We start from the raw sequence: 20,721 nt of genomic DNA on the forward strand, positions 1-20,721 counted from the left end.
TGATACCATATCCCTAACCGCAAGTTTTGTGCCAATCAAAAAATTTGACAAATTTTTGTGAACGAATATAATCATCTTAAACCAGGTACACGTAAAGCAGGAAGGAAATACGCTATGATAAATAAAAAGTACAGTTTTATTCAGGAAACCTGTGAAATCGTTTCTGAGCTTTTCAATGTGGTCATTACCACCATCGACACAGGCTTTATCAGAACTACAGGCACTGGTCTGTACAAGGCAGAAATCGGAAGTAAAGTGGAAAACTCCAACGTATTCAAGAGTGTAATAGAGCAAAATCAGAAAATAGTAATCAGCAGTCCCGGCAAAGAACCTGCCTGCGCCGACTGCGAGAATAAGAATAACTGTAAAGAAAAGGCAGCAGTTTATGCGCCCCTTCACGTCAACGGTGAGATTCGCGGCGCAATCGGCTTTATTGCCTTTACTGACGAACAGAAAAACAACGGTCTCTTCGGTCGCGATCTCTTCGTCGACTTCACCGAAAAACTCTCCGAACTGATTTCCAGCAGAATTGAGACCGTCGAATATGCTGATCAGCTCATGGTCAATCTCAACGAAACCCTTGCTATTTTGAACTCAGTTCATGATGGCGTCATCGCTGTAGATAACGACTCCATCATCTATCGAATCAACGAGTCTGCCACCAGAAACTTCGGCATTACAGAAAAACTCATCGGAAGCCATATCAGCTGTGTGCTGCCGGACCAAGTTATCGCCGATATTCAGAAGACGCCTTTCTATATCGACAATGAAGTCACCATTCGCAACGAGCAAGGCGAAGTCAATGTGCTGCTCACTGCCAAGCGAATCGAGGCAAGCGGCACTAAGCACGGCACCATTCTCAACATAAAAAGCTTTACAGAAGCTAGCAATATCGCCTCTAACATCCTACACAAATCCGACTATAAGGTGGAATTTAGCGATATTGTCGGTGAATCTAAAGCCATCTGTGAAGTCATCGATTTTTCTCATAAAATCGCCGGCAGCGACTCTACCGTCCTAATCCGCGGTGAAAGCGGCACCGGGAAAGAACTCTTTGCCAGAGCCATTCACAATCACAGCAGCAGAAAGGATGGACCTTTTGTTGCCATCAACTGCGGCGCTATCCCGGAAACGCTGCTGGAAAGCGAACTGTTCGGCTACGAAGACGGCGCTTTTACAGGTGCAAAAAAAGGCGGTAAAATCGGTAAATGTCAGCTGGCAAACGGCGGCACTCTCTTTCTCGACGAAGTTGGCGATATCCCGATTTTCCTGCAGGTAAAATTTCTGCGCATGCTGCAGGAACGCACCATTGAACGGGTCGGTGGGAACAAAAGCATTTCCATCAATGTGCGGGTAATCGCTGCAACAAACCGAAACCTGGAAACGATGATGGAGGATGGAGAATTTCGAAGTGATCTTTATTACAGACTCAACGTCATTCCGATTTTCATTCCGCCTCTGCGCGAGCGCAGCGAGGATATTTTGGTCATTTCCCGTCATTTTATGGAGAAATATTCAAGACATCTTCGCAAACACGTCTGCGATATGACCCCTCAGGCTGCGAAAATTCTGATGGATTACCACTGGCCGGGCAATATCAGAGAACTGGAAAATACCATTGAATGCGCACTCAATGTGGAAAGTCAAGAAATTCTCACCAGTTTCAGCATTCCGGCGAGAATTAAATCTCCGAAAAAGAATACTGATATCTATTCTGCTGAGCTGATTCAGGCAGAAGCTGCCGTGCTTGCGCAAACTGTGCCGTCTGCTGCTGCAAGACTCCGTGATACCAGACGAAAAACTGAAATTGACGAAGTCTTAAAAGCCCTCGATAAATACGGCTGGGATACCAAAGGCAAAAAACATGCAGCGACAAGTCTGGGTATCGGTATTGCTACCTTGTATCGCATTTTGAAAGATTATCAAAATTGATAAAAATTATCTTTTATGATAATTTTTATCACATATCCATCCGTCTTTTCTGCAAAATCCGCCCAAAAACTACATGGCATATTTTTTGCTCTATATGTGTGACGTAGATTAACATAGCAGAAAGGAGACTAACTATGGATTATGGTATTCTATCGTTATTTCCCATCGCGCTGACCATCGTCATCGCCATGTGGCTCAAAAACATTTCTATCGCACTATTTGCCGGCGCCTTTGCAGGGCTTCTGATCGTGTGCAGCGGAAATCCATTTGACGCAATGATGTCTTACGTTGTCGATCATCTGGTTCCGAACATGACAGACTCCTATTGCGCAGAAGTACTGGTACTGCTGATTTTCATCGGCGGTTTTGTAAAACTGCTGGAGGTATCGGGCGGCGCTCACGCCTTTGCATCAAGCGTCACGAAGTTCGTAAACAGCCGCGCAAAAGCACAGATGGCTGGCTGGGTAGCTGGTATCATGGTATTTTTCTCCGATATCGGAAGCCCGATTATCGCAGGTCCGATCGTACAGCCTCTAACCGATAAGATGCAGGTTTCCAGAGAAAAGCTGGCGTGGATCCTTGACACCACCGCTTCTCCCCTTTCCATCTTAGTGCCATTCCTCGGCTGGGGCGCTTACATCATGGGACTGATGGGTACAGAATTTCAGGCAGCAGGATATGCGTCCAGTGAATGGGACATGCTGCTGAAGGCTTGGCCTTTCCAGTTCTACGCACTGCTCTCTCTGCTGATGGTGCCGCTGATTGCTTTTACCAGAAAAGAGTTCGGACCGATGCACAGGGCTGAAATGCGCGCGCTTTCCGGTCTGGTTTCTCCTGGCGGACAGGTTGCTGAAGCTGTTAAAATCGACACCGACGCAAAGCTGGAAAACAGTCGCCCAATCGTCATGATCATTCCTCTTGTAGTTATGATCGGCACTTTGTGCTTTATGCTCTGCCCGCAGGGTTTCCCGTTCAAGTCTGTTGACGGTGACGCACTTCGCGGCGCACTGATTGCAGGTTTCGTGTTCGGCTCTATCGCAAACATCATTTTAGTCGTTGCACTGAAAATCAAATCCTTTAAAAGCATTTGTCGGGATTACGTATTAGGGCTTGAAAGTATTGCCAGCGTATTTATCACCTTGCTTTTGGCATGGGTACTGAGCAGCGTAACAAAAACGATGGGCGGACCGGAATTTGTTGTAAATATGCTGCAGGATAGCGTACCAGCTTGGATTCTTCCAGTGATTATCTTCGTAGCCAGTGCTGTGATTTCCTTCTCCACCGGCTCTTCCTGGGGAACCTTCTCCATTATGATGACCATCGCCGTGCCTGCTGCTATGGCACTGAACGCACCAATGCACGTAGCGATTGCTTCCGTATTATCCGGCGGTCTCTTCGGCGACCACTGCTCACCGATTTCTGATACTACGATCTTATCCGCTAACGGCGCACGCTGTGATCTTTTGGCTCATGTCAAGACTCAACTTCCGTACGCACTCATGGTCGGCGGTGTATCAATCGTGACTTACGCAGTAGCAGGCATGACCGGCAGCGTGATCGCTCTGCCAGTTGGTATCGCCCTGCTGATCGTAACAGTACTTACGCTTTCCAAACTTTACGGAAAGAAAGTTGAAGCATAATTCTTGCACAGTTATGAAGCGAAGCCCAGCCGCCTGTCTTTCCCTCTATATCAAGCAGGCAGACAGGCTTCGCCCTATTTTTCATCTTGGAGGTTTTGTATGGCATTTTTAGAACTCAGCAAAGATAAAAATCTGCGGCGTGATGAAACGCCTTTTTTAGATCAGCTCACCACTTACTGGGGCGACTTTGGTATTTGCTCCCAGGTTGCACCTTTAAAAAGCGTCATGCTCAGGCGCCCCGGTGCTGAAATCGATAACTTTTCTTGGGAGGAAGCCCGTTTCCGCGAAGGCATTGATCCCGATAAATTCAGACAGGCCCATCAAAGACTTGTGGATCTTTACCTAAGTCAGGGCGTGGAAGTCCACTTTCTTGAAGACCAGCGGCTTGACCGTCCTAACGCAGTCTACTGCCGAGATTTGATGTTTATGACGCCGGAAGGCGCTATTATTTGCAGACCGGCACTACCTTGCCGCCGCGGCGAAGAAGTCGCTATGGCAAAAGCACTTGCTGCTATTAACGTGCCAATTGTGAAAACCATTACCGGTACGGGGACCTTTGAAGGAGCAGACTGTCTCTGGGTAGACAGAAAGACAGCAATTCTGGCACGAAGCTCCCGCACCAACGAATCCGGCTATAATCAGGTTGCTCACGTACTCCGTGAACAAGGCGTGGAAACCATTCTGACAGTTCCAATTCCTTATACCAATGCGCACCTGGACGGTATCATGAATTTTGTCGATGTGGACAAGGTCATCATCAACACCCGTCAGGTACCTTACGACGTAGTAGAATACCTGATGAACGCAGGCTATCATATCATCGACGCGCCGGATCAGGACGAAGCCAGATTTTCCCTGGGGCTGAACATCGTTGCACTGCGTCCCGGTGTCGTCATCCAGGCACAGGGAAACCCTAAAACTAAGGATGCGCTGGAGAAAAACGGCGTAGAAGTCATCAGTCTGGATTTCGACGAAGTGCTGAAGGGCTGGGGCTCTGTCCACTGCTGCAGTGCAACCCTAGCAAGAGGTTAAAAAAGGAGATTCTCATCTATGGAAAAATTCAACACATTTTATGAAGATATGCCCGCTGTCTGGGGCGACAATTTCAGTGTTACATCCGAAATCGGAACGCTGCGCACCGTGCTGGTTCATCGTCCGGGCAAGGAAATCGAAAACATCAAAGACCCGTCCGCCATCTATTTCCGCGATTTTATCGACGTGGAAAAGGCAAGATGGGAGCACGACCAGCTGGTACAGGTCTATCGCGACCACGGCATCACAGTTTACAATGTTGATGAGACCGATCCGAGCTGTCCAAACGCGATGTACTGTCACGACCTGGTTCTGGGCACTCCAGAAGGCGTAATTGTCACAAGACCCGGGATTAAAATTCGCCACAACGAAGTAAAATATGCTGCGCAGGAAGTTGCTAAGCACGGCGTTCCCATCGTCAAAACCATCCATGGAAACGGAATCTTTGACGGCGCCTGCGCTACTTGGGTAGACCGTGAAACGGTCTTCGTAGGAACTGGAAGCCGCTGCAACAAAGAAGGACTGGTACAGGTTACAGACACCTTTCATCACATGGGCGTAAAAAATGTCATCACCCTCAGCATCGCCAGAAACCAAAACCACCTGGATGGCTTCCTATCCATCGTAGATACCAACGTTGCCGTGACATATCCATATATCACACCGGATATCATCTATGAAGAGCTGGAAAAGCGGGGATTTGAATTTGTAGAAATTCCGACTTTTGAAGAAAAGATTAATTTTGCCGCAAACTCCGTCGCACTGGAGCCGGGCAAGATTATCATGCCGAAGGGATCTCCGCGCACTGTGGAGCTTTTGAACAAGAAAGGTATCGAAGTCATCGAGCTGGACCTTGACGAAATCAAAAAAGGCGGCGGCTCCGTTCATTGCCTGACCGCATTTTTAAAACGCGATGATATCCCTGTTTATCCCGTTTGTGAGGACTAAGTCATGTTAATCGGAGGATTTTACAGCGTTGACGGTGCGCTGCTTATGGAGCGCCCGAAAAACGATGATTTTGCGCTGCGGCTGGACTGTTCGGCAGGCAAAAGTTCTCAATATACGCACAAGATTTATACCAATAACGGACGTACTGCTTCGGTTTATGCCATGGAGCATTGCGCAGATAAAATGAAAGGAAAAAAAGTGCTTCTTCCCGACTATCTATGCCTTTCCATCATCAGCGCCGTCCGCTGGGAAGGACTTTCTTACGATTTCTATCGGGTCACAAAGGATCTGGAAATCGACCTTGCAGATCTGGAGTCTAAGCTGGACGAAACTGTCGGCATGATTTATGTCATTCACTACTTCAGCATGCCGCAGCCTTCGGATACCGTAAAATATCTCTGTCAGCTTGCAAAGGTGCACAATCTGCTAATTATGGAGGACATCACGCAGGCTCTCTTTTCTAAGACGTCGAAGGATTCGGCTTTTCGCCGCATGGGTTTTGGCGACTACATCGTCGGCAGCACTAGAAAATGGTTTCCAATGACCGACGGCGGCATTTGCGCCATTAGAAATGACGTGTTTGAAGATGCAAGCCGTGATTCAGTTCCACCCCTTGCCAGCGCTTATGACGAAAGCGTATATAAAGAACTTTTGATTTCAGTCATGCGACCGCTGTATGCGTCGAATCCGGAGTTAGAAAAAGAATCTTATCTAGCTTGCGAAAAAGAAGCTAACGCCAGCCGCTATGTCAATTTGACCCCGAGGAAAATGACCGAGGAGTCGAAACAAATTTTCTTTGACACTGACGCGCAAGCACTCATGAGACGGCGTATCGAAAACTTCCGCTATCTCTATAGCAGACTTCTTCAAATTCCGGAACTTACCATGCTCAGCAGGGATATCGGTGAAGATGGTGACTGCGTTCCTTTTGGGCTGACTATTTTAGCTGATGACCGCAACGGACTTTATCAGCATCTGGTTCAGCACAATATTATCCCGGAAATTCAGTGGATTCTGCCAACGGAGTATTACACGCCGGGAGAGGACGCGCAGTATCTATCCGCACACAATCTGATGCTGCAGTGCGACCAAAGATACGGCATTCCCGAAATGAAACAGGTTGCAGATGCAATAGAAGATTATTTTCGACAGAAGTGATCAAAGCAGTTAAGTTCATTTACATAATACTTTCTTGCATGGTTTCCATATAGGAAAATATGAAGACGTACACAGCGCCGGCGAAAATCGCCGGCGCTGTGACTTTAGCTTCTATTTTTATCTGCAAATTCTATAAGTTTTTCTGCCCGGGCTGCAATTGCCTGAGACAAAGCATTTTTTCGTTCCTCATCTATGAAAGTTGCAGCATTTAATACTTCTCTGCACAAAGTCTCTATCTCCTGTAATACCTCACAATCCAGCCATGCAAAGGACTGTACTAGACGAATCTGTTCTCCCTGCGTGCCTTTAAACGGCTTTGCGCTAATAGTCGCCGCAAGAGGCTTAATCTGACTTGTCGGTGTATGGGAAAACATCGATGTTCCATTATCAAATAAAGGTGCAAAACCCAAAGACACTAAAGTATCCGCATTGCGAACAATTCCAAAATTCCCGTAATGCCTATCCGTATTTGCAATTAGATAGTCCAGCGTAATCATTCTATCCAGAAAATCCTGTGCGCCAATTAGCCCCATTGCTTCGCAGCAGTTTACAAAATGCTGATAGTCCGAAACATGATTGGGCTGAATTTGCGTTTGCACTAACTGATATGCCGACACAAATTCTGTATTTCTGTCGACAAAATCCGGACAAACAGAATAAATACCATCGTCATAGATCTGAAAGGTATAAGGCACGTGCGGTATTCCAAGTTTTTCACATATGCACGAAGCAATTACTTCATTAACTGGCTCCTGTTGTCCATAACCGCTGCCCGCTTTCAGCAAGCAGCGTTTTCCGTCAATAATTTTCCATTTCTTCTTTAACCATCCATCTGACGCAGCGTCAGGGGTCATAAAACTAATTTCATTGACCTGAGATGAATGCTTTACACCCAAAAGAATGTCTCCCAAATCATCCGAAAAATCATTTTCAAAGAAATTAACCTGCGACCATTTTAACTCCACACCTGCCGGTTTAATCCAGTAGTGATCCGAAAGAGACAACCCCCAGCTTCTAGCAAGAAGAAACTCTGTAGAAGGTGCCGATAGTTCCTCAAGTACTGCTTTAATGCGATCTCTGCTTGCCGGGATGGCTCTGTGCATCCACCAGCGATTCAATTTGCGATAGTCCAAAGCCTGTGCAAACTTACCGTCTTTAAGACCTACCGGGAGATGATCACTGCAGTATACGCAATGCACCTGTTTTACATGCCCATATTCATCTAAATCAAAATCCAGCACAGAAATCTCTTTGTGCATTAAAGTATACGCCATATCACTTCTCCTTTCTGTTATCATTTTATTTTACTTTTCACAAGGTGTCAATATCAGGTTTTTCACATTTTTACGCAGTTTCTGGCATCATTTCCACACGTTTTTACTTATCCAGTTGCAAAAACCAGCTACGCCCGCACCAGCTGTTCCTATTTCGCAGCCGGCGCGGGCGCCATTTACATCAAAATCACTTCACATTTTCAATATGAATATCCGGTTTCACACTGCGAGCAAGTTCCAAAACCTGCTCCAACTCCCTCTTTTGAAACACCAGTCTCCGCGACATGACATCTCTAAGAAAATGAAGCACCACGTAATTTGAATCCGCCACATATTCGATGTGAATATCTGTAATCTCTTCAAAAGACCACACAATTTTATGCTTGCGCAGGATAAAGTCATATGCCAGAACTACGCCCTCCTTGCTGACATAGGTTTCCTTTTGGAAAACCACCGCAAGAAGCAGCACCACACCGATAATTGCAGAATATTTGACTGTAGAATAGAAACTGAACACAATCAGCCCTGCGCCAAATATGACTGCTGCAAACTTTGTGGATTTCCGCATTGTTCTGTCATCATATGCCTTGATTTTATCCATTGCGTTTTTCTGCCTTTCTCTTTGCTTTTAATTCCTTAATCTCTGCTCTGGATTTTCCATCATATTCCTTGTATTTGATACCAATGCCGAGATATGAAATTGTAATTGCCAGAACCGGATTAATCAGGTTCATAAATGCGTACGGCATAAATGCCCAGTTGGACACGCCTAAGGTTGCAGACTGATAAGCGCCGCAACCATTCCACGGAATCATCGGTGACCAGAGAGTCGCACCATCTTCTGTGGTTCTTGACAGGAAGCTTCTGCTCAGTCCTCTTTCATCAAAGGCTTTCATGTACATTCTACCAGGCACCAGAATCGCCAGATACTGGTCAGTCAGCACAACATCACAGATAATACCGGTTACGATAGTGCACAGCACCAGACCGCCGACACTCTTTACTCTTCTTACAAGACCGCCCAGCAGTACTTCGATAAATCCGCATTTTTCTAATACGCCACCAAAGAACAAAGCGAACATGATCAAGGAAATCGTCCACATCATGGAGTCGATACCGCCTCTGTTGAGCAGACTATCAGTCACTTCGTTGCCGGATTCAATGCTGAAACCGGTCTGCATACCGCCAAACACTTCCGGGAAAGTCGCGTCCTGTGCAATCATTGCTACTACGCCACCACAGACTGCAGCCAGAAGCAGCGATGGAATTGCCGGAATCCTCTTTACTGCACCGAAGATAACCACCAGTACCGGCAGCATAATCCAAGGAGACAGATAGAAGTTATCTGCGATAGCATTTTGAATATCCATCGCCAAAGAAGCGTCATAGCCGGATTCGTCGATAACGATAGCGCCCACGATGCCGTACAGCACCAGAGAAATCAAAAACGACGGAATTGTCGTTGTCATCATGGCAGCCACATGATCATACAAAGGCGTTTCCGCCCCTGCTGCTGCAACGTTAGTACTGTCAGACAGCGGAGATAATTTATCCCCAGTGTATGCGCCGGAGATTACCATACCTGCTGCAAGAGCCGGGTTAATGCCAAGACCCATTGCAATACCCATCAGCGCCACGCCTACCGTACCGGATGCAGTCCAGGAAGACCCCGTTGCAAGCCCTACAATAGCAGTCAAAATCGCACCTACTACTAAAAATGCGCCCGGTGAAATAATTTCAAGCCCATAGTAAACCATAGCCGGCATAGTGCCTGACCAAACCCAGGAGCCGATCAGCATACCGACACACATGATAATCAGAAATGCTTCTACCGTTCTGCGAATGCTGTCATAAGCACCCGCCGCAATGTCCTCCCAGCTGTAACCGCATTTTACTGCGATCAAAGAAGCCACAACACAGGATGCAATAATTGGCATATGCGGGTCCAATCCCCATTTTACAGTACTTAAAATAATAATAACCATCATAAAAACGATTGGAACGAGTGCTTCCCAAACCTTAGGAAGCCTTGGGGTTCTTTTCTTACCCATAAAATTTCCTCCTTTAATTAGATATTTCAGGTATATTTAAGAGCAAGAACTGTGCCACAAACAAAAATCCCCATTTTTCAAGGAATTTCGCCGCTGCACCTGCTGTCATTTCCAGTGTAGTATGAAATTTATTTCCTGGTTCATAATCCTAATAATGAAATTTATTTCACAGCTTTCGGATCTATTCCATATTCGCCTAATTTATTCCAAAGCTGCCGCGAGGTAATCCCTAAGACCACAGCACATTTTGTCACATTGCCTTCTGTACTTTTCAATGCCCTTTCTATATAGTACTTCTCAAAATCCGCTCTAGCCTCTTTCAATGCTTTCTGTTCCTCCAAAAATAACGGTTCCTTTGGGAGTTTTCCGCACAAAGGCTGCTGCAAATCGTTCATAGTGATCCTGCCGCCATCGCTTAGCGCCACCATGCGCTCAATGATATTCTTCAGTTCCCGCACGTTGCCCGGATAGTCGTATCCCAGCAGCATAGACATGACCTGCCCGTCGATATGTTCGATTTTCTTCTTTTGTTCCGCTTCGGTCTTTCTGAGAAAAAACTCTATAAGTCCCTCCAGATCCTCTTTTCTCTGACGAATAGGCGGAATAATTAAAGTCAAGGTGTTGATTCGGTAAAGCAGATCCTCCCTGAACTTCCCTGCTGCAATTTCTTCTTCCAGGGATTTATTAGTAGCGCAGATCAGCCGCACGTCCAGATCGATTGACTTATTGCTCCCGATCCGTTCAATCTTTCTGCTCTCCAGTACTCTGAGCAGTTTTCCCTGCATGCCCAGAGGCAGATCTCCGATTTCATCCAAAAATAATGTGCCAAAGTTGGCTTCTTCAAATTTTCCGACTCGTTTCGCCACAGCGCCGGTAAAGCTGCCCTTCTCGTGCCCAAACAGCTCTGACTCAATGACACTTTCCGGCAGGCTTTGACAGTTGATCGGCACAAAAGGCTCCTTTCTTCGGCTCCCCTTGCTATGAATATAGTTGGCAAAAACTTCCTTTCCTACACCGGACTCTCCCAGTAAAAGCACATTGATATTGGTGTCTGCGGTCCTGTCACAAAGTTCCAGAAGCCGCAAATACTGCGTATTCTTGGACTCCAGGAATACGTTTTCTTCGTATTGATTTCGAAGGAGGATGTCGCTCTTTTCCGCCAGGCGCTTCAGCTTCGCCAGCCGCTCTACCTTCATAATCAGTTCCTCCAGATCGCTGCTCTTGACAAAATAGTCCTTTGCGCCGTATTTGATAGAATCCACCGCACTTTCAATGGATCCGTAAGCCGTCATGACGATAATATCGATGTCCTCGTTTTCAGCGGTCAAGGTACGAATCAGCTCTTCCCCGGAAAGCTCCGGCATGCGCAAATCGGTAATCACCAGATTGACCTCATGATCCTTAAGGTACGCCAGCGCTTCTTTCCCGTTGGAACAGGTACTGGTCTGATATCCTTTCCGGCTTAAAATCATAGACACCACTTTCTGATATTCCAGTTCATCATCAACAATTAAAATATTGTATCCTGTCTTCATATTCTTCCTCCTGCTTTAAGCCATTTTAACGGGAATTTCTACATAAAACACAGAGCCTTCTCCCCGCACACTTTCTGCGCGAATCGCACCCCCCGCCTGCTCCAGCTGAGAATGCACCAGGTAAAGTCCAAGACCGGTTCCCCTCTCTTTGCTGGTATAAAACGGATTGAAAATTTCCGAAAGCCTTTCACTTTCGATACCGCATCCGTTGTCACGAAATACGATATTTACCGTCCTTTCCCAGATTGTGACACGAATCTCAATTTTTCGCTTGCGCTCTACCTCCGCAAGCGCATCGATACTGTTGTTCAAAAGATTGATAATGGTAATCTTTAAAAGATCTTCATTAAGCAGCACCGGCTTCGCCTTTTCTCCATTCAAAGAAAATGTCACATCAATATCCTTGCTGTCCATCTGTTTCTTTTCCAGAATCAAAATGTTGCTGATCAGCTCACCGATATCCACTTCCTTATTATCCTCACCGGAAAGCCTGGAAAACTTCAGCAAGCTGTCGATGAGGCGATTGATCCGCTTGATGGAGTCATCAATAACCCGCACCGCATGAATACCGTCCTCACCTTTTACAAAATCCTGAATCAAGAACATATAGCTTTTTATCAGCCCCAGAGGATTGCGAATCTCGTGAGCAAGCCCTGCTGAAAGCTGCCCCACCGCAATCATTTTTTCCTCCTGAATGTTTCGTCGCTCATTGATATACCGCTGGGTCCACTCTTCCACAATGTAAAGTTTTTTATCCCCTTCGTTGAGATCCATGGTATTCTTCATATAGTAGTGTTCCTTCAGCTTGTAGACAGTCTCGTCCTCCTGCTGCAAATAAGGCATGACCCACTTGTTGGTATGAATATCGCTCTTCAAAAGTTCCCTCTTGCTGCAGCCTGCGATCCTGCAGATCTCATCGTTGACCTCCAAAATCGTTCCGCTGCCGGAAGCGATAATCAGCCCCCTATCCAAAGTATCTATGATCAACCGCAGCTGTTCCTTGCTGTTGAACAGCTCTCTGGTCTTTTCCGTTACCTTCTTCGCTGTAGACAAATTCCATATGGTAAAAGCCGCACCGCATATGATAAAGAAAAAACCGATGTTATAGATCACATCTACTTCCGTCATGTCGGTAATCTCCGGCTCCATAGCACCAAACCATTTGCTCTGAGTCTTGGTAATGAGATTTTTCTTTTTCATGGAAAGTACCGCTTTATTAAAAGCGTTTAAAAGCCCTTCGTTATCTTTGTTCAATGCCACACAGATCTCTTTTCTGGAAAAAGAATACTTGAGGAATTTATAATACCGATTGCTGCGCTGCTGGTTAATCAGATAAGACAGCTTCGTCTCATCCCCTGCTACCGCTGCCACTCGATCATTTTCCAACATGTCCAGCGACTGCTGAAAGTCCTTTGCAAAGACCACGCTGACGCCTTTGGCGCCGTAAAGTTCCTCAATCCGCTCTGCAACATCTTCTTCTCCTTCTTCTACTGCAATTCTCACATCGGCAAGCTGATTAATATTATCAAAGCTCGAATTTTCCTTGACCAGTATCTTCCCGTGCATGATATACAGCGGCTCTGTAAAAAGGAAGTCCTCTGCCGGCAGCTGACTCTTATCCACAATGGCAGCCTGAATCGCCCCGGTTTCAAAATCCCGAGTCAAATCACTTTCCTGATTCAATTTGATATCCATGTCATTTTCCAGTTCCACAGAAAGCAGATTGATAAAATCGATAAAAATCCCGTCATTCTGCTGTTCCTCGTTGAGAAAGGAAATGGGCAATCTATTGTACTGTACGCCGCAGGTAATATGCGCCTTGCTGAAATACTCTTTTTGCGCATCGGTCAGGTCAAGGCTGTATCTAGCGTAATCAATCCAGTCCATATTATATCGAATCATCATATTGATTGATGCGCCCAGCCAGATGATCAGAACTGCCGCCGCCATAGTTAAAGCAATGCTTCTCTTCATTTGAATACCTATTACTTTGTTGGGTTGTTGTGCGAAATAGTAATCTTTTCTACGTGGATATCCTTACCATCCACATCCATCACGGCAAAGGTAATCGCCTGATCGAAGCGCCGCTTGCCACAACTGCCCGGATTAAGCCAAAGTCTGCCATCTATCATATCCTGCGCATATTTATGAGAATGTCCATAAACCACCACATCAATTCCTGCCAGCGCCTCTGGCTTTCCCAGCACTTCTTTCTTATTGTGCATCAGGAAAAACTTACAGTCTTCGATTGTAAATGTTAAGGATGCAGGCAAATGCTCCGCCCACTCCTTGTCGTTATTGCCGCGCACTACATAAAGCGGCGCGATGCCTTCTAGCTGCTCTACAATCTCCGTCTTGTTGATATCGCCGCCGTGGATGATACAGTCACAGGTTTTAAGCACTTCTACAACCTCCGGCCGCAAAAGACCGTGAGTATCCGAAATTACACCGATTTTAGTTGGCATAAAACACTCCTTGTTATTTTTTCTTCTGGCTCTTACGCTGCGTCAGAACAGCAAGCCCCGACGCCAATATACAAATCCAAAGATACTGCCATATAGGCCGGCTGTCTCCTGTCTCTGGCGCATCGGTCACACTTGTATCTGCAGGCACATTCGGTGTCTGCGCATTCTCTGCTTTCGGAACTTCTGGCTCATCCAAATCAATGGCCGGCAGATCGCCTTTTGGAACATCCGGCTCCTCTATGTCAATCGACGGTTGATCGTCTTTCGGAACATCGGGATCCTCTATATCGACTGGCGGTTCCGGTTCCATCGGTTCTTGCGGAATATTCGGCGGATTCGACCCCTCCGGAGTCTGCGGCCTGTCCGACCCTTCCGGTACTTCTATCCAGTTGGCAACAAAGGTCAGATTTCCCATCGTTCCCGCCTCTACCTTGAGTACAGAGAAATCCGTTTTATGATCTTTTTCTGTCGTATCACTGCCCAAACTCCAATGAGAAAAGACATACTGCTTCCCGTTTTCCGTCACAGGCTGCGGATTTTTAATGGTAAAGCTGTCTTTCACCGTGTAGCAGGTTGGATTTTTTCCTTTTGCTGACGCCACCGGGACATCTTTTGCCGCCGTCACAGCTTCAAGGGCATACTCCGCTCCACTCGGCGCATCCGGCCCGTTCTGATATGCAATCGTATAGGAAATCGGCTGCACTAGATAAGTGACAACAGCCGGTATGTTCGCTCCCGTCAAAGTCGCAATCGGCTTTATGCTGCCGTCTTGATCCATCCACGTCAAAGTTTCGGCTTTATCCGCCGGTGAATATATGCCGTCAGCACTTTTATTTACCAGTACATACCCTTTTGCCGCTAGTTCTTGGACGATAGCGAGCTGCGGCGTTACGACCGCCTGATCTGCTTCGAGCTCCATCCCCTTGATAATCTTCGGGTTTGCCGTCTGCTCTGTACCTGCTTCCACAAAATTCATCACATATTTACGCGCGATGACTGGATCATAGTAGAAGATCACGTGATAGGTATCATCCGGATTATGCAGCGTCAAAATTTGATTTGTAACCTGTGCAACATAGCCCGTTTGCATTTTTGCAGTCTGATTCAGTGCTGCGCCTGCAATGAACAGCTGATCCTTCTTCACAGATTTTTCCAGCACATAATAGGTTTTCCCACCGCTTTCCACGATTTTATCATCAGAAATCTGTACAGTCAGATGGTGCTTATCCTTATCTTCATCTCGCAGCCTGTCTGTCACGTAATAAATATGGTAATCAAATGTCTCTGCACTGACCGCCGACCATGCTGCAGCAATGTTCTTGTTTTCTGTAATCGCCTGATCGAAGTCAAATTCAGTTTTCGGCGCAGTGATTGTTCCATCTTCATCTGCCTGATACCAGCCGGACAAAGTATATCCCTCTCTGAGCGGCTGCGGAATCAAGCCGATTGCGGAGTACCGGTTGTTTTCCGGAACTTTCAACGCAATCTGCGCTCTGCCTGCATCCTTTCCACCGTCTAGATGGAAGGTCACCGTATAGAGCGGCGCTTCCCAAATTGCGTACAAATGCAAATTGGATGCAATAGCAAAAACTTCTCCTGCATGCTGCTGCAGTTCTGCATATTCCGTCATAGACCACTGCATATTCTGACCTGCAGGTCCAAGTCCCCATCCTTTGAACTTCCATGCCGCTGTTCCATTTTCTGACCGATCGGGGCAGACAGAACCACGATAGCCATCTGCCTCAATATGCCAGGGATAACCGTTGGTATTATCATCCGCATCCTTTAGCGCAAATCCATATTCTTCCTGCGTCACCAGCGTACCGTAAGGCAATTCAATCGTTCCCAGCGTCACTTCGCTCTCCCCGCGATTTGCTGCATTGATTGGCGCGATATAGGTAATCTGGTACCGATCTCTGTTGTAGTAGAAATACAGATCATACGGATCTTCCGCAGTACCAATACGATTGTACTGATTAGCGCCGTCACTATCCCGATACTTTATGGAGTGGTCAGCGTTGCCATTCACTCTGGTCAAATGCGGTCTGGCACTTGGCACCTGCTTATCAATGCGGTTTGTAGACATGGCAATCACTTGCCGCGCGACTGCATAATATTTAGTCTCTCCATTTTTTGTATATTCACGCACCGCATAATAGTTCCCTTCCGGATCATGATAGACAATCTGCCCCTGATCATAAGATACCCGCATCAAATCCGTAAACCCGTATTGCGCGACTGCCTCATGATTCACCGGTACCAGATACAACATGTTTTGAGGGTTTGTTGTATCTCCATTGTAGATGCTGACTTTCTGCATATCAGAAATATCTAACGCCGGCACTTCATAGCAATGAGTATAGCGATAATAATTGGAACTCATATTATAGCGCCAATAAGCGACCAGGTGATGCACATTGCCAGGATCTTCGGGATTTGCAATCAGTTCCGCTCCCATAGATTCATAGATCCCCTTAATCGTAAATTCGTTATAATGGCTATTTCCCGGTTCCAAAGCATCTGTACGGAATTTTCCGTCTGTGACCGCCCAGGAGGTAACCGCTGCTATTTTCGTTTCTGCTGTCACAGACTCTTCCGGTCTTGAAATCGGCCAAACCTCCTGCAAATCCGCACCATACTTTGCCTTGATGGTAATCGTCTGCGGCACCGGCATTTCTTCATGGCTGTTTACCGCTGCTCGTTTCTTTATATTTCCATAAATACCATTTGGATCAAAGTTAAAGTTCAATTCCCCATTTACTACGCACTCTTTCGCGCCGCGCTTGCTAAATCCGCCGGTATTTATCGCAACGTAGTATGGATAATCCTGCCAACCCTTTCCGTAATAATGAAACTGCAGGGTGTAAATATTTCTGGTAAAGTAGACATAGATCATGGTTTTACCGTCGCCGGATGCCGTGTTTTGATCTGACCCATGCCCACTTTGGGTCTCGTGTACAATCTCAAACGCTTCCTGAGAATAGAACTGCGCCGCATCCAAGCCATGCTCCTGTCCCATGGTTTTTCCAAACTCTGTGGTCACCTGGCTCTGAATTGCATCGACTAATTTTTTTTCGTTCCCATTTTTTAACAAAGGGGTGTCAGTGGTAACTTCCATCGTAAAGCTGCCCATATTGCTATAATGCGCATTGACATTTCCTAGTGCTGGTTTATGGGACTTCGGTTCGTTTTGATAACCGGCGTACTGTTCTTTGTAGTAGCTGCCTGCTTGTTCCGCATTTCCGCCCTCTGCGATTGCCTGTACATCATCTGTTCCGGTCAAATCTTCCGTCCAGAGAATGACACGCACCTGCGTTTTTTCCGGTGTCCATTTCGGATACAGATGAAGCGCCAGCACGCCACCCGACGCCTGCAGCTTTGCTTTTGCAATCAAAGCGTCGTTTATCGTCAATTCCGGGCTGCCATCTGCATTAAGCGGCACTTCTTCATAATCACAATCTCTGTATGCACCGTCGGCATCCGGCTGCGCGTCTTTTTTCAGATATCTCCAGCCGCCAAAGGCATACCCGGTTCGCGTTGGCTCTGTGACATGGTCAAAATTAACCCGCTTACCCAATTTAACCTGTTGTCTCGGTATATAGGTATAATTGGTATCAAAAATCACGCGATAAGAATCCGCCGCCTTATAATATAGATCTACGGTCGTTCCCGCAGAATCGGATGTGCTCTCAATCAGTTTCTGAAAAAAATCCATTGGCGTAAGTTTTTCATAGATGTCGTCAGTCTTTGCTGCCGCATTGGTGGTCGCTCCAACGCGCCCCTGCAGGGTTTCCCGGTGGAGGCGAACATAGTCAACACCATCGATTGTCTGCAGTTCCATGTCCGCAAAGTCATCCAGTCCAGAGAGAATCTTCGGCACCCAATGGTTTACTGTGTAAGAAACGGCACTGCGGCGATAATAAACAGTGAGATACAAATCCGTTTCACCTTCCAGCGCCTGCACCAGCTGGGCCTCCGTCAGTGTCACTTTCAGCTTTGGATGCACCAGCGGATTTGCACCGATTCCCGCCGGTTCGTCATGCTCACCCATGGCTGCTGCAGTGTAACCATCCGTCTTAAAAATACGCGCCTGATCCCACGCCTCATTATATTCCATCGAATATTGGTTGCCATAGATTGGATTTAGCACTGCATGCGCCTGACCATCATTTTCTTGATCATAGTAAACCTGATGATGCTCTATATCAATATTAAAATCTCCGCGTTCCAGCGCAGCTTCCAGTTCCGCCGCCGTTTCATTTCCGGTCGGCGGTTTTACTAAATACTGGTTCAGCGGCTCCGGATTCAAAACGATGCGGAAACCCGCTGTCGTCGGCAGCTTCCATTCCACCTGGTAAGTTCCGTCTTCTTGTTTCTCTGGCATTGCTTCCACCGTATCGGGCTCTGCCGCAAAGCTGCCTGCCAGACCTCCCGTATTGGAATATCGATACTCCATTTGAAACCGTATCACCTCTGCCGGCACAAAGGCATAATCCGCAAGCTGTCCGTTAAAAACTTCCCGCAGTACGCTGCCTTTGGCTGCGGCGTTTTCTGTACGTACCACCTTCCAGCCGCGTTTTACGGCATAAACAATCCGCGCACCGCCTTCCCTGTTTTCATCAAAGTCTTCGATATGCAGCGGCTTCGCCTCCGTTACCGCAAGCTGCGCCTGATCATAAGTGAAGCGGCGCAAATCGCATACCCCATTTTCAAAATCTGCCTCGGTCAGTTCCAGGGTCTCAGACGCCTCAATGCTTCTACCCTGTCCGCCGCTTGTAAATTGAAAAATGTGGGTTAAATAAAGAGTGTAGACGGTATCTTTGTCACGGGGAATATCATCAGATTCCTCCGTTGTCTTTTCCGTTTCCGAAACAACATGAGATTCGCTGTCAGAAAAGCCCGCCGCTAAAGCTACGGCTGCGTTGGCAACAATCAAAGAAATGCAAAGCGCTATGATGGCAATTTTACGCCATACCCTCCTTTGAAGCGTTCGCCGGTCGGCGTGCTCAAATTCCTTCTTCTGATACAATTTAGGTAAACTTTTCATGGGTAATTCCGTTCTCCCTTCTTGCAAGTACCTTCGTTTTTCATGTGCTCTTCTTTCGGAGATATTTGTATGATTTACTGCTAAAAAGGAAAACGTTCAAAAATAACCTAAAATTCATGCACATAACGATTCAGAGTTCTAACTTTTTTCAATTATAATTTATGTGTATGGCGAATTCTATGTTTATTTTTGGCTAGATGCGATTAGAATGGAAAAATTTTTAGTTGTCCCTCAGAACATCTTAGAGCAACAGTGAGACACAGGTTTCTGTGAATTTTTAGGAAAGGTAATAGGTAGGAACTTCTTTTATCCTTCATCGTAGTCAGACACAGTCAGGCAATCCACCACATGCCGTCTGCCGCTTGATACAGGCTTCCTATCTCTTCTGAAATTGCCTTTCCTTCGTAGTCACGTACAATCACCTTGTTATAGTACTTGTAAGCCTCTGCCTGGCAATTATTCTCTTCACCCCAGCCTTCTTCAACCCATGCGTCAAAGTATATTCTGCTGTCCTCGATGAAAAGTGCGCTCTCATTGGCATTCTTTGGAAAAGAAATCCTCTGCGGATAATAGCATTCAAAGCGCTCCTCTTGGCTTACGATATACACCGGATTTCCTCCGTCCGCAAATACGGGATTTCCGTAAATCGTATTTCTTTTCTTCTCAAAGGGCATATAAACTGTTCCGTTCTCAAAATCGTAAAAATCATTAGTGTCAGAATGCCCATAGGCAAACCTGTCCTGTCCGATGATTTTTTCTGTGTATGCGCCCTGCGGGCACTTGAATCGTTTTAGCATAAATTGAAAATCTCCTTGCTGGCCGGATCTGTCATCTTTTCTTTTAAATTGCCCCAATCATCTCCATAGCGGCAACCATTCGAAGCTTCTCAGGTTCAATCAGTTCTCTCCCATACCCATCCATAAAGCGATTTGTATACGCAGTAGTTCCAAGATTATAATGCAGTGTCCAAATTCCCCAGAGTACATCGATATGCCGATCACCAATTCCGCCGCAGTCAAGATCGATATAACCCGAAAACTTCCAATTCTGTAAAATGATATTTGGCAAACAATAATCGCCGTGCATCAGGACTTCCTTCTTTAGCAGCGGCAGACCCTCTTCTGCCGCACGTTTCGCCTCCGGAAAAGAAGCAAACTCCCAAATGCCTTTGAACAAATCAGGCTCATAGAAGCGCTGCTCAAATCCTCGTTTTACGGCTTCCGTATACGTCATGATTCTATCCTGCACGGGGCAATCACTCCCATCCATTTCATGCAATTCCCGAAGCAGCGCGGCAGTGGTATCACAAAGCCTCTTCGGCTCTGCCAGATAATCCGGATGCGTGCAGTCCTCTCCCGGAATTTTCCTGCTTAGCAGATAGTCCTTTCCATTTGCCAAGCCATAATACAGCACTTCTTCAGATCGCTTCAACGAATGCATATACGCAGTCATAAGCGCCTCTGTTTTCAGCGTGCCTTCCGCAGCCTCTTTCAAAAAATACCCATCATCTTTATCGATGAAAGTCACCCTTGCCTGCGGCGAACTGCTACTGTCAAAAAGTTTGGCGTCCTTCATGTAGTTTGCCACAGTTTCCGGATATGTTTCTATATTCACTTTTATGGGTTTACGTTTCATGGTG

The 20,721-nt window shown here is 46.4% G+C and carries 14 protein-coding genes; 5 read left to right on the top strand and 9 right to left on the bottom strand.

Going from position 1 to position 20,721, the window contains the following annotated elements; all coding sequences use genetic code 11:
• Positions 1–114: 114 nt before the first annotated feature.
• The 5 genes from V1225_RS13930 to V1225_RS13950 all read left to right on the top strand — a co-directional run bounded on the left by V1225_RS13930 (position 115) and on the right by V1225_RS13950 (position 6,710).
• Positions 115–1,932 carry a sigma 54-interacting transcriptional regulator gene (locus V1225_RS13930; RefSeq protein ID WP_338546917.1) on the top strand — a complete coding sequence of 606 codons (1,818 nt, stop codon included), beginning with the start codon at positions 115–117 and terminating at the stop codon, positions 1,930–1,932.
• Positions 1,933–2,066: 134 nt separating this feature from the next.
• Entirely contained in the window at positions 2,067–3,572 is a 1,506-nt protein-coding gene (locus V1225_RS13935) for a Na+/H+ antiporter NhaC family protein (RefSeq protein WP_338546918.1), read from the top strand.
• A 99-nt stretch (positions 3,573–3,671) separates the two neighbouring features.
• On the top strand, positions 3,672–4,604 hold the full coding sequence (locus tag V1225_RS13940; RefSeq protein ID WP_161907814.1) for an arginine deiminase family protein: 933 nt from the start codon (positions 3,672–3,674) through the stop codon (positions 4,602–4,604).
• Positions 4,605–4,622: 18 nt separating this feature from the next.
• Positions 4,623–5,552: an arginine deiminase family protein gene (locus V1225_RS13945; protein WP_338546920.1), complete on the top strand. Its 930-nt coding sequence runs from the start codon at positions 4,623–4,625 to the stop codon at positions 5,550–5,552.
• Positions 5,553–5,555: 3 nt separating this feature from the next.
• Entirely contained in the window at positions 5,556–6,710 is a 1,155-nt protein-coding gene (locus V1225_RS13950) for an aminotransferase class I/II-fold pyridoxal phosphate-dependent enzyme (protein ID WP_338546922.1), read from the top strand.
• A gap of 104 nt (positions 6,711–6,814) precedes the next feature.
• Here V1225_RS13950 and V1225_RS13955 read toward each other — a convergent pair whose 3' ends face one another.
• The 9 genes from V1225_RS13955 to V1225_RS13995 form a co-directional block, all read right to left on the bottom strand.
• Positions 6,815–7,984: a HipA domain-containing protein gene (locus V1225_RS13955; protein WP_338546924.1), complete on the bottom strand. Its 1,170-nt coding sequence runs from the start codon at positions 7,982–7,984 to the stop codon at positions 6,815–6,817.
• Between the two features lie 187 nt (positions 7,985–8,171).
• Positions 8,172–8,585, bottom strand: a complete 414-nt coding sequence (locus V1225_RS13960; RefSeq protein WP_338546926.1) for a hypothetical protein — start codon at positions 8,583–8,585, stop codon at positions 8,172–8,174.
• Positions 8,578–10,035 (bottom strand): Na+/H+ antiporter NhaC, encoded by a 1,458-nt coding sequence (nhaC, locus tag V1225_RS13965; RefSeq protein WP_338546927.1) that lies wholly within the window; start codon positions 10,033–10,035, stop codon positions 8,578–8,580. The genes V1225_RS13960 and nhaC overlap by 8 nt, the downstream gene beginning before the upstream one ends.
• 161 nt (positions 10,036–10,196) lie before the next feature.
• On the bottom strand, positions 10,197–11,570 hold the full coding sequence (locus tag V1225_RS13970) for a sigma-54 dependent transcriptional regulator (protein WP_338546929.1): 1,374 nt from the start codon (positions 11,568–11,570) through the stop codon (positions 10,197–10,199).
• Positions 11,571–11,585: 15 nt separating this feature from the next.
• On the bottom strand, positions 11,586–13,544 hold the full coding sequence (locus V1225_RS13975; protein WP_338546931.1) for a transporter substrate-binding domain-containing protein: 1,959 nt from the start codon (positions 13,542–13,544) through the stop codon (positions 11,586–11,588).
• Between the two features lie 11 nt (positions 13,545–13,555).
• Complete coding sequence (locus V1225_RS13980) at positions 13,556–14,035, bottom strand: metallophosphoesterase family protein (RefSeq protein WP_338546933.1); 480 nt, start codon at positions 14,033–14,035, stop codon at positions 13,556–13,558.
• A gap of 13 nt (positions 14,036–14,048) precedes the next feature.
• Entirely contained in the window at positions 14,049–19,082 is a 5,034-nt protein-coding gene (locus V1225_RS13985) for an InlB B-repeat-containing protein (protein WP_338546935.1), read from the bottom strand.
• A gap of 332 nt (positions 19,083–19,414) precedes the next feature.
• On the bottom strand, positions 19,415–19,879 hold the full coding sequence (locus V1225_RS13990) for a hypothetical protein (RefSeq protein WP_251631034.1): 465 nt from the start codon (positions 19,877–19,879) through the stop codon (positions 19,415–19,417).
• A gap of 43 nt (positions 19,880–19,922) precedes the next feature.
• Positions 19,923–20,717 carry a phosphotransferase gene (locus tag V1225_RS13995; RefSeq protein ID WP_161907824.1) on the bottom strand — a complete coding sequence of 265 codons (795 nt, stop codon included), beginning with the start codon at positions 20,715–20,717 and terminating at the stop codon, positions 19,923–19,925.
• Between the last annotated feature and the right edge of the window lie 4 nt (positions 20,718–20,721).

Origin of the sequence: Emergencia sp. JLR.KK010 (assembly GCF_037018265.1) — a bacterium.
GTDB classification, from domain to species: domain Bacteria; phylum Bacillota; class Clostridia; order Peptostreptococcales; family Anaerovoracaceae; genus Senimuribacter; species Senimuribacter intestinalis.